This window comes from Methanobrevibacter sp. 87.7, assembly GCF_002208625.1.
Lineage (GTDB): Archaea > Methanobacteriota > Methanobacteria > Methanobacteriales > Methanobacteriaceae > Methanarmilla.
This window is the reverse complement of sequence record NZ_MRCT01000048.1, coordinates 1-11,943: the sequence shown is the minus strand read 5'-3', so window position 1 is coordinate 11,943 and position 11,943 is coordinate 1. Positions and strand designations below refer to the sequence as shown.

Sequence of the window (11,943 nt, the reverse complement as noted above, 5' to 3'; positions counted from 1 at the left end):
TTATTATTATATTTTTAAATTTAAGATCTTTTTTTAAAATTAGTTTTTTTATCTTTTATTAGTTTTTAAAATTAGTATTTTTTTATTAATATTTTAAAATTATTTATTTATTAAAATATTTAATTAAATAGTTTAAAAAAAGTTAAGATGATAGTTATTATCTATCATTTAGTTTTAATGTTTTAATTATGTCTTGAACATAATATGGACTTGATGTTGAAATAATCATATATTTAATTCCATTTTTATTAAATATATAATCTACTTCACTTTTATCATTGTAATTATCATTTGTAAGTTCATAAACACTAACTTCTACACCACTTATATTTTTAACATAATAATCTTCAATTGTATAATCTTCGAAATCAGTGTAATTGACTTTTTTACCTTCCATAACTGTAATTTCACTATCACCATCATAGGTTGTAAGTGTTACAATAGATGAGTTTTTTGAATTTGAATTTTCTATTTGTGTACCATTTGGAAGTTCAAAATTACTTTTAGAAAGTGTAACAGTAGTATTTACTTGATGTTCAAATGCAATATAACTTATTCCAACTGCAATTAGTACTATGATAATACATATAATGAATAATCGGTTAGATCTTTTCTTTGCTTTCTCGCTTTGAGGATTATCCTTATCTTCATCAGCAATATATAATTCTTCTTTTACCATTGTTACACATTTTACATTTTTTTAAATATAATATATATAATACTTAAAATGACTTTGTTATTTTTAAGATATATATTTTTAGTTTATTTTTTAAATCTTCTAATTATAACTAATATTTTTAGATTTAAGTTTATTTTTATTTTTTAATTATTTTGATTAGTACTCAATACTTAAATTAGTTAATTTTTTTTATTTAATATAATAAATTATTTTTTATAATTTTTTTGTTTTTTATTTATTTTTAAATCTTATTATTTTCTGTAATTTTATTTAAGACATCTGAGAAGTTTTTAGCCATTTTTTCTGTTGTATAATTTTCAATTTTTTTATTTCCATTATAGTTTATTTCTCCATTTTCAATAAATTCATTATAATATTTAAGTAATATTTTTTTACATTCTGCTATATTATCAGTATGATAACCAATATCTGTTTCATTAATTATATCCTTAAGGCCACCTTCTTTATATCCAATGGATAATACTGGTTTTTTAAGTCCCATATACTCAAATATTTTTCCTGGAATGAAAATACTTTCTTTTGAATTATTCCATGATAATAAAAGAAGTATATCACTTTCTTTTTCTTTTATTAAAACTTCTTTATGTGGAATAAAACCATGGATTTTTACAATATCTTTTAAATTATATTTTCTACTAAATTCTTTAATATTTGTACTATCTCCATAAAAATTAATTTCAAGTAAATCTTTATTTATTTTATTTTCATTAGATAATTCTGAGATTGCTTTAAAAAGAATTGTTGGATCTCGTTTACCATAATATAATCGTCCAGCATATGTAATTTTAAGTTTATCATGTTTTTTATAATTAAAATTATAATCTAATTTTTCATAAAATTCTTTATCATATCCATTTTCAATTGAATAAACTTCTCTATCAGGATGTAAGTTAGATAATATTGTTTTTGTTCTATTACTTGTTACTGTTAATGCATCTACTTTTTTAAATGTTTTATTTTCAAGTCTCATTTCAAAATAATTTCTAAGTTTATTATGGTGGATATATGGATTTTTACACCATAAATCACGTAAATCTGCTATCCATGGAATATTATATTTATCACTTAATTTTTTAGCAATAATATGAGTACTTACTGGAAATGATGAAGAGATTATTGCATCAATATTTTTTTCTTTAATGATTTTTTCACATACTTTTACTGTTGGTTTTATCCAATATTTCATACCATCAGGGTATGCAAATAACTCTCCTGCAATATGTATTAATTTTTCTTTATTTTTTGAGGTTTTATTTTCTTTGTCTTCTTTTATATTAATTTCTTTTTTATTTTTTTTAAAAGGTTTAGTATAATATTCAAGCATATCTACATATTCTGTTTCTATAATCTCAATATTTTTAAATTCAGTTTTATTTTTACTTGTATCTATACCATTAATATTCGGCACAATAACTATTGGCATCCAATTATATTCTGGTAAGTATTTAGCAAGACTTCTAAGTCTTTTAGAAGCTATTTCATTTTCTTGATTGAAGTAGAATGCAATAAATAAAACATTTTTCATTTTCTTTAACCTTATCTTATTTTTTTAAAATTCAATATTTTTTGTGTTTTTATGTATAATTTATTATTTTAAAATTCAATATTTTTTATGTATTTTTTTCTTTGAACTATTTTTAGAAATAGGGTAATATTTAATAATAGTAAGTTTATAAAGTTATTATATTACTAAATGAAATTATTATATTATATGATTGTCAATATATTTATAATGTAAATTCATTTATTGAAATTTTAAAATTTATTTAAGAAAATATTTTTTTTATTTGAATATTTTCTTTATCATTATAAAAAAAGGGTGTTATGTTTGTCTAAAATTAAAATAGCAATTGTTGGAATTGGTAATTGTGCAAGTTCTCTTATTCAAGGAATTCATTATTACGAAAATAAAACTGAAGAAGATTCAATAGGATTAATGCATTGGAAAATTGATGGTTATAAACCTTCTGATATTGAAGTTGTTGCAGCTTTTGATGTAGATGCAAGAAAAGTTGGTAAAACAGTTGATGAAGCAATATTTGCAAAGCCTAATTGTACTAAAATTTTCCAAAAAGATATTCCAAAATCTAATGTAAAAGTTTCTATGGGTAAAGTTTTAGATGGTGTTGCACCACATATGCATGATTTTGAAGATGATTTATCATTTGTTGTTGCAGATGAAGAAGAACCATCTCTTGAAGATGTTGTTAAAATCTTAAAAGATAGTGGAGCAGAAATGTTATTAAATTATCTTCCTGTAGGATCACAAAAAGCTACTGAATTTTATGCTGAAGCATGTTTAGAAGCAGGTATTGGATTTATTAATTGTATGCCTGTTTTCATTGTAAGTAATCCAGAATGGGAATCAAAATTCAGAGAAAGAAATATTCCTGCAATTGGTGATGATATTAAAGCTCAAATTGGAGCAACAATCACACATAGGACTTTAACTAATTTATTTAAAAATCGTGGTGTAAAATTAGATAGGACTTATCAAATCAACACTGGTGGAAACACTGATTTCATGAATATGTTAAATAGAGATAGACTTGCTTCTAAAAGAGTATCTAAAACTGAAGCTGTTCAATCTGTTGCAGGTGAAAGACTTGACCCTCATGATATTCATATAGGTCCTAGTGATTATATTCCATGGCAAAAAGATAATAAAATCTGTTTCTTAAGAATGGAAGGAAGAGAATTTGGTGATGTTCCAATGAATATTGAACTTAGATTAAGTGTTGAAGATTCTCCAAATTCTGCAGGTTGTGTTATTGATGCAGTACGTGTATTAAAATTAGCACTTAAAAGAGGTGTTGGTGGACAATTAACTTCAATATCATCTTATCTTATGAAACATCCACCTGTACAATATGATGATGATACTGCATTTGAAAAATCAAATCTTTTTATTGAAGGAAAATTAGATAGGTAATTTACCTATTTTTATTTTTTTTAGTTTCATTGTTTTGTTTTTATTTTATTATAACTATTTTTGTATTGTATTTTTAGTTTTTATATTTTTAAAAAGCTTCTCGTTTTTTTATTTTATTTTAAAGATAATATTCTATCTTTATTTTAATTATGCTTTATAATATTTAATTTATAAATTATTTTTTATTAGTATATTAAAAATAGATAAGTATTAATTATATAAAAAACTATATATTATTATTTATTGTAAATTTTTTCTTTATAATATTTATTTGAAAATATTTTTTATTTAAATTAATAATATACATTACAATTTTTTATAGGATAAGTGTATTTTATGAAAACTACAAAAATTACTGAAACAGCTCTTAGAGATGCTCACCAATCCCTTTTAGCTACACGTATGAGAACAAGGGACATGATTCCTATTGTAGAAGAGTTAGATAAAATTGGATACTTTTCTTTAGAAGCATGGGGAGGAGCAACATTTGATACTTGTATTCGTTATTTAAACGAAGATCCTTGGGAAAGACTTAGACAAATTAAGGAAAAAGCTACAAGGACACCTATTCAGATGCTTTTAAGAGGTCAAAACCTTTTAGGTTATAAAAATTATCCTGATGATATAGTTACTGCATTTGTTGAAAAATCATATGAAAATGGTGTAGATATTTTCAGAATTTTCGATGCATTAAATGATGTACGTAATATGAAACAATCTATTAAAGTAGCTAAAGCACAAGGTGCACATGTACAAGGTACTATTAGTTATACTATAAGTCCAGTACATACTATTGATTCATATGTTGATTTTGCAAAAGAAATTGAAGCATTAGATTGTGATTCTATTTGTATTAAAGATATGGCTGGTTTAATTACTCCTCAAAATGCATATGAACTTATTACAAGACTTAAAGAAGAAACTGATTTACTTGTAGATTTACATTGTCATTGTACCAGTGGTATGGCACCAATTACTTATTATGCTGCATGTGAAGCAGGTGTAGATATTCTTGATACTGCAATTTCACCACTTGCTTGGGGAACTTCTCAACCTCCAACAGAAAGTATTGTAGCTGCTCTTGCAGGTACTCCATATGATACTGGTTTAAGTTTAAAATCATTAAAACCTATAAAAGAATATTTCATGGATATAAAAGAGAAATATGCATCACTTCTTGATCCTATTGCAGAACAAGTTGATACTGATGTATTATTATATCAAATTCCTGGTGGAATGTTATCTAACCTTGTATCTCAATTAAAAGAACAAAATGCTCTCGATAGATATCAAGATGTATTAGATGAAATGCCAAGAACAAGAAAAGATATGGGATATCCTCCACTTGTTACACCTACAAGTCAAATTATAGGTATTCAATCTGTAATGAATGTTTTAGGTGCTAAAAGATATAAAACAGTATCTAATGAAATTAAAGAGTATATGAAAGGAATGTATGGACGTCCTCCTGCTCCTGTTAATAAAAAACTTTATAATAAAATTTTAGGTGATGAAAAACCTATTGATTGTAGACCAGCAGATTTACTTGAACCTGAATATGATCACTATAAAGAATTAGGTGAAGAAGAAGGTTTAATTAAAAAAGATGAAGATATTTTAACTATTGCTTTATATCCTCAAGTTGGTGCTAAATTCTTAAAAGGTGAAGCTGAAGAAGAAGAGCTTAAACCTAAATCTATTATAAATGATAATGAATTAGCTATTCCAACTGAATATAGTGTTGAAGTTGATGGAGATACCTTTGATGTTAAAATTATGCCTACAGGATATCTTCAAGTTGAAGAATCTGAAAAAGGACCATTTACTCCTATTGAAGGTGGAATAACTTCACCTATGCAAGGTATGGTTTTAAAAATTAAAGTTGAAGTTGGAGATAAAGTTACTAAAGGATCTACTGTAGCTGTTCTTGAAGCTATGAAAATGGAAAATGATATCCAAGCTGATAAAGATGGTGTTGTAAAAGAAATTTTCGTAGAAAAAGGAGATGCAGTTTCAGCTGGAGATACTATAATGGTTATTGAATAAATAATCATTATTTTTACTTTTTTTATTAATTTAATTGTTTTTATTAATTTTATTTTCTTGTTTTTTATTATTTGTAACTTATTTTTTAGTTATAATCTTTTGTTTTTACTTTTTCTAAATTGCTTTGTTATTTTTTAATTATTTATTAATTTTTTAGTTTTTATTATTAATTTTAGCTTATTTTCTATTTAATTATTTTAATAACTTAATATAAATTTATACATGTTATTTTTTTAAGGTGTGATTATGCATTTAATTATTGATGAAGAAAATTGTTCTGCATGTGAAAAATGTATCACAGTTTGTATTCGTGATGCATTAAAACTTGAAGGAGATCATGTTGTTGAAGTTGATGAATCAAATTGTTTTGATTGTGGTCAATGTATGGCTGTTTGTAAAACAGGTTCAATAAGATTAAAAATTTATCAAGACCAAGAAGATAGAATTGAAGAGTATAATCAAAGAGAAATTCCTATAAGTTATGAAGATTATATTCAATTTCTTAAACAAAGAAGATCTTGTAGATGGTTTTTAAAAAGAAGAGAACTTAGTTCTGAAGATTATGAAAAATTATTTGAAGCTGCATATTATTCCCCTACAGCTCAAAATATGCAGGATGTAGAATTTGTTGTAATTAAAAAAGATTTAGATGAATTCTTAAATCATATTTATGATATTATTAAAGTAGAAGAAGATGAATATTTTAGAATTGCACAATTTGGAGATTATCTTAAACATCCTGAAAATTATAAATATAATCCTTTCTTATGGGAAGGTAAGGAATTAATTTTAACATTTGCAAAAGATCCAATGGATGCTATTATTGCAAGTACACGTGTTGAACTTGCAGGATATACTTTAGGTTTAGGTGGATTTTATTCCTTATTTATTTCAAAAGCAGATAGAATAAATCATGATAAATTAATGGAATTTTTCCCAGAAATTGATCCTGATAAGCATATGTATTCTGTATATATTATAGGATATCCTAGAGTAAGTTTTAAAAGAACAATTCCTCATAAAAAGATTAAAGTAAATTATAAATGATTTTTTTATATTTTTTTTATTTTTTTTACTTGTTTGTTTTAGAATTAATATTTTAGTTGTTATTGTTTTATTTTTTACTTGTTTGTTTTAGAATTAATATTTTAGTTGTTATTGTTTTATTTTTTACTTGTTTGTTTTAGAATTAATATTTTAGCTATTTATTAAAAATAAGTATTTTAAATAATTTTTATTTAAAATAAATTTAAATAAAAATAGAATTTTATAAATAGAACTTATTGTTCATATTCTGTTAAATCTTTTATATTTGCTTTTTTAAATCCTCTTTTTCGTCTCATACAAGACTCACATACTCCACAATGTTTATCATTTCCAGTATAACATGAATAACTAAGTTCCATAGGGCAATTGTTTTTAGCACCTAATTTTACAATATCTTCTTTATTAAAATCAATTGCAGGAGCTACAACCTCAATATCTTTAGGTGAACCGATTTTAAGAAGATTATTAAAACTTTCTAAAAATTCTTTAGAATTATCTGGAAATGTATTTGCTTCTTCATAATCCCAACCTACGATTATTTTACTTGCACCAATACTTTCTGCAAAGGAAGTTGCTATTGCAGTAAATACTATATTTCTTCCAGGAACCCATACAGCATTTGCAGTTTCTTGTGCTTTTTCAAGATTATCTAAATCTTCATCTTTTGGTGTAGGTATTTCATTTGATGAGTTAAGTGCAGAATTACTAATTTCTCCTAACCATTTAAGGTCAATTATTGTATGTGGAATATTATAATATTTACAAATATTTTCTGCAGCTTTAATTTCTTGTTTTATTGCTTTTTGACCATAATCAAAAGTTATTGCATAAACATCATAATCATTTATGTAAGAACTCATTGCTACAGTTGAATCAAGTCCTCCAGATAGGACAGCTATTGCTTTATCTTTCATATAATCATCTATTTTAATTTTTATTATTTTTTAAATATTTTCTGATTTCAATATTAGCTAATTCTCGAATTTCAGTTAAGCTTAATCCTGTATCTATAGCTATTTTTTTAGTATCTTCAAATTCTGCTCTTTTAGATATTATTTTACCATTATAATAACCAATTTTAAAGTTAATTTCATATTTTTTTTTATTAATTTTAAGAGGTAATTTAATAAATTCACGTGAAGCTATTCCTCTATGTAACTTAGGAGAAATTCTAATTCCTAAGGTTCCTGTTTCTTCAAATAATACATTAAGTAAATTCTCAATATTATCTTCATGACCCATTACTTGAATTAATTGTCCTGGTCTATTTTTTTTCATAAAAATTGGAATCATTATAACATCTCTTGCACCAGCATCTAATAATTTATCATAAAGATATCCAAGTTCTTCACCACTTAAATGGTCAACATTTGTTTCAAGAACATTTACTTCTCCTTTTTCTGATGAATTTTCCCCTTTTAAAATTCTTAAAATATTTGGATGTTCAAAATTTTTAGAACCTGCACCATAAGCTATTTTTTCAATTTTAATATTTGGTATAAATTCAAGGTATTTATCACATAATACTTTATATAATGCACATCCTGTAGGAGTTGCAAGTTCACTTGCTACAGGTCCTCCTTGGAAGTTTAGTCCTTTTAAAATTTCAACAGTTGCAGGAGCAGGTATACTTACTATACCATGAGCAGTTTTTACTCTTCCACCACCAACTGATATTGGAAGTCCAATTACAGTTTCTTTATTAAGTCCAAGTTGATAAAATCCGTATATTGTACCTATAACATCTGCAACTGCATCTGCAGCACCTACTTCATGAAAATGTATTTCATCAAGAGATTTTCCATGTACAGTACTTTCTGCTTTAGCAATAATTTCAAAAACTTCTTTTGATTTTTCAATTATTTCTTTACTTATAATATTATCTAATTTATCAATATTTCTAATTAAATCCTTATAATGTATACCATGATTTTTATTATTTTTATTTAAAGTTTTTATATTACAGAAACTTGCTTCAATTCCAGATTTATTAACTTTAGTAATTTCTGTATTTACTCCACCAAAGTTTTCAGTTACTTTTTCAGTAATTCTTTTAATATCTTCTTTATTAGCACCTAAATCTACAAGTGCTCCAATAAGCATATTTCCAGATATTCCTGAGCTTTGTGGATCTATTATAATGGTCATTTTATTTTCCCCAATTATTTTTAAAATAATATAAAAATATTAATTTTTATTATTATATATTATATCTTATTTTAATTAGTTTTATTTATAATAGTAAATCTTATTTTTAATTAATCATAATATATAAATAATTATTAAAATTGTTTTTCTAATTTTTAAAATTATTTTTTATGTTTATATTTATATAATTTTATTTATTAATAAACGATATTTAATTTTATTAAAATTTAATAATTTATTTTAGTTATTTTTAAAAAATAATTTATATTAAGGTATTATAATGAAAATCGATAAGAAACATAATATTTCTGATGATGTAAATCTTTATCATGATAAAAATGGTATTGACTTAAATAATCCTAATTTCTTTTTAACTTTTAGTGATTTCAATATAAGTGATGGAATTGATATTGTTGAAAATATTCTTGTATTATCAAATAATGCAATAAGTTTAAAGAATACTGATAAAGTTTTTGAAACTGTTGAAAAATATTTAGCAAACAATAATTTAACTGGTAGTTATATTTTCCATAATGTTGAAAATACAAGATACTTTGTTAATACTTATGATGATATTTCAGTTATAACTCTTTTAAGTAATGATGTTGAAATAAAAGATTTTTATAATTCATTAAAAGTTGCAAAGTCTAAAAAAGATTTTGAGGATGCTAAAATTGATTTCAATCAGATTATAATTATTGATAAAGTTTTATCTCCAAAATTATTAATTAAATTACATATTGAAGCAGTAAAAGAAAGAGTTAAATTTTTTGATTCTTTAAATTTACCTGTACATATTGATAATATTGTAGGTAATGATGACTTTATGGTTATTGCTTCAAATATGCCTAAAAACAATTTAAGTGAAGAAGAAAAAGAATTTGGTATTGATATTACTTCTCTTCCATATGAAGATGATAAAATTAATATTCAAGATTTAATTATAAGAATTCAAGATGCTGTATCAATTTCTCTTGAAGAATCATTTAAAAAATCTGGTTTAAGTTTTGGAATTCTTGATTTTCTAGAATCTGAAGGAATTAAAATTAATGACCTTGTTGATGCAGGTATGGCTCTTGTTGAAGGTGTTCCTGTTACCAATGAATTAAAAGAAAAATTAAAATTACAAATTTATAAATCATTAGAAGATATTAATGTTATTGCACTTTTATTAGCAGCAATAAGAGTAGAATATGATTTTTCAAATAATTTAATACGTGAAGTTAATGTTGAAGATGATCCTGCATATCTTTATACTGATGAGGTTTTAGGTCTTGCAATTGCAAATCAAATAGCAGGTACTAAAGCAAGATTTAATTTTAAACGTTATGATGATGCAAAACCAGGAATACTTTCTTCTTTAGGTCCAATGGTTGATGATATTTTCGGTGGACTTATTGCTGGATGTATGAGTAAAATATTTGAAGAGAATTAAGAAGGTGGTTTTAATCTCAAATGATCAAAAAGAAGATTTAAGTAAAAACAGGGATGATTATTATGAAGATGATAAAAAAGATACTTCATTTCTTCGTTCTTTAGGTGGTCTTGTTACATTTTCTACTATAATTCCTTTAGGTATATACACATCAATTGAAGCAGTAATTAGTGTTATATGGTTATGGCCACTTTTAAATGGAATTATTGGTTTAGGTGGTGTAGCAATTGCATATATCTTACTTAAATTCTTTAAAATGTCTCATTTACTTGTTGCAACAATTGTAGTTGCATATATATTTTTAATAATGGGTTATAATCATACTGATGGTCTTTTAGATTTTTCTGATGGATTAATGGTTCATGGGGATTCAAAAAAGAAAATTAGTGTTATGCGAGATTCTATGGTAGGTACTGCAGGTATTTCTACTATGGTTGTTTTTACTGTTATGACTATTGCAGCATTAACTAATATTATTGATTATAATTGTCTTTGGGGTATTATTATTGCAGAAATGGCTGCTAAAATTTCTCTTTTAACGACTTGTGTTTTATCAAAACCTGCTGAAGATGGTATTGGTAAATATTTTGTTGAAGATATGCCTATACCAAATTATGTTGCTTCAATTTTAATTGTTGGAATTATTGCATATGTCCTTTTAGGTTATATTGGAATATTCGGTATTATTGGAGGTATTTTAGCTGGTTGTTTAATTTCATATCTTGCAAAAAGAAATTTTGGTGTTGCTACAGGAGATGTTCTTGGAACATCTAATGAAATTGGAAGACTTTTATCTTTAATATTTCTTGTAATTGCTCTTCCATTATTCTAAATATTACTCTTATTTTTTTATTTTTGTTGTTTAATGTATTAGCTATTTAAGTGAATCTTTAATTATCTTATTTACTTCTAAATAATCTTCTTTATTTTTTTCTTTTTCTAATTGATATTTTTTAAGATATTTTTTATTTGTTTTACCTATTTCATATTCATCTAAATATTTAAGGAAATTATTAATTTCATCTATAAGATTTATAATATCATTTTTAGTCTCAGGATATTCTAATTCTAGTATAGGTATCTTTTTTTCTCTAAGAAGATAAATTATTATATTTAATGTATTATTACAACCATTAGATCCAAATAATATTAATTCATTTAATGCATTGTATAAATGGTTTGGTTTACCATTTCTAAGAATTATTGCTGCTTCTGATTCTTCAATTATTGGTCCAAATATGGACATTCTTCCTTGTACTGCAGAAGGAGCTTCTATACCTGTATATTTTATTCCTTTTATTATGTTTAGATTTTCAATATTAGAATTTATGTTATTTTTATAGTCTTGTCCTTTTTTAGATAATTTTTCTTTATTTTCATGATATAATTTATCATAATTAGATAGTACTTCGTGTTTTGATTTATTTACTTGATTTATAATAATCATTGCACTATCTGGAAATATTGCTACTTTCATATAATCACTAAATTTATCTTTTTAATTATTTTTATTGTTTAGTTCTTTATTATTTTTTGAATTTAGTTATTTTTTCTGGTTTTTATGTTTTTATTTATTATTTGTTTCTTAATTGTTGTGTTTTATTTATTTAACTATTAATTTTATTTTTATGAGTT

At 24.0% G+C, this 11,943-nt stretch carries 10 protein-coding genes; 5 read left to right on the top strand and 5 right to left on the bottom strand.

What is annotated here, in order from left to right:
- Nucleotides 1–157: 157 nt before the first annotated feature.
- A complete protein-coding gene (locus BGI41_RS03615; RefSeq protein WP_088538874.1) occupies nt 158–679 on the bottom strand; it encodes a hypothetical protein in 522 nt (173 codons plus the stop codon).
- Nucleotides 680–920: 241 nt separating this feature from the next.
- Nucleotides 921–2,225: a glycosyltransferase gene (locus BGI41_RS03610; protein WP_088538873.1), complete on the bottom strand. Its 1,305-nt coding sequence runs from the start codon at nt 2,223–2,225 to the stop codon at nt 921–923.
- Nucleotides 2,226–2,528: 303 nt separating this feature from the next.
- Between BGI41_RS03610 and BGI41_RS03605 the strand changes: the two genes are divergently transcribed.
- From BGI41_RS03605 to BGI41_RS03595, 3 genes are all read left to right on the top strand, one after another.
- Complete coding sequence (locus BGI41_RS03605) at nt 2,529–3,632, top strand: inositol-3-phosphate synthase (protein ID WP_088538872.1); 1,104 nt, start codon at nt 2,529–2,531, stop codon at nt 3,630–3,632.
- A gap of 336 nt (nt 3,633–3,968) precedes the next feature.
- Complete coding sequence (gene oadA, locus BGI41_RS03600) at nt 3,969–5,678, top strand: sodium-extruding oxaloacetate decarboxylase subunit alpha (RefSeq protein ID WP_088538871.1); 1,710 nt, start codon at nt 3,969–3,971, stop codon at nt 5,676–5,678.
- 246 nt (nt 5,679–5,924) lie between these two features.
- A complete protein-coding gene (locus tag BGI41_RS03595) occupies nt 5,925–6,725 on the top strand; it encodes a nitroreductase family protein (RefSeq protein ID WP_088538870.1) in 801 nt (266 codons plus the stop codon).
- A gap of 233 nt (nt 6,726–6,958) precedes the next feature.
- Here the strand turns inward: BGI41_RS03595 and queC are convergent, their stop codons facing one another.
- Nucleotides 6,959–7,639, bottom strand: a complete 681-nt coding sequence (gene queC, locus BGI41_RS03590; RefSeq protein WP_088538869.1) for a 7-cyano-7-deazaguanine synthase QueC — start codon at nt 7,637–7,639, stop codon at nt 6,959–6,961.
- 13 nt (nt 7,640–7,652) lie between these two features.
- Entirely contained in the window at nt 7,653–8,873 is a 1,221-nt protein-coding gene (larC, locus tag BGI41_RS03585; RefSeq protein ID WP_088538868.1) for a nickel pincer cofactor biosynthesis protein LarC, read from the bottom strand.
- A gap of 280 nt (nt 8,874–9,153) precedes the next feature.
- On the opposite strand from larC, the gene BGI41_RS03580 reads away from it, so the two are divergent.
- Both BGI41_RS03580 and cobS read left to right on the top strand, forming a co-directional pair.
- On the top strand, nt 9,154–10,308 hold the full coding sequence (locus BGI41_RS03580; RefSeq protein WP_088538867.1) for a phosphatidylglycerophosphatase A: 1,155 nt from the start codon (nt 9,154–9,156) through the stop codon (nt 10,306–10,308).
- Nucleotides 10,295–11,140 (top strand): adenosylcobinamide-GDP ribazoletransferase, encoded by an 846-nt coding sequence (gene cobS / locus BGI41_RS03575; RefSeq protein ID WP_088538866.1) that lies wholly within the window; start codon nt 10,295–10,297, stop codon nt 11,138–11,140. The genes BGI41_RS03580 and cobS overlap by 14 nt, the downstream gene beginning before the upstream one ends.
- 42 nt (nt 11,141–11,182) lie before the next feature.
- On the opposite strand, the gene BGI41_RS03570 is transcribed toward cobS, so the two are convergent.
- Nucleotides 11,183–11,785, bottom strand: a complete 603-nt coding sequence (locus tag BGI41_RS03570; protein WP_088538865.1) for a DUF2112 family protein — start codon at nt 11,783–11,785, stop codon at nt 11,183–11,185.
- Nucleotides 11,786–11,943: the final 158 nt, after the last annotated feature.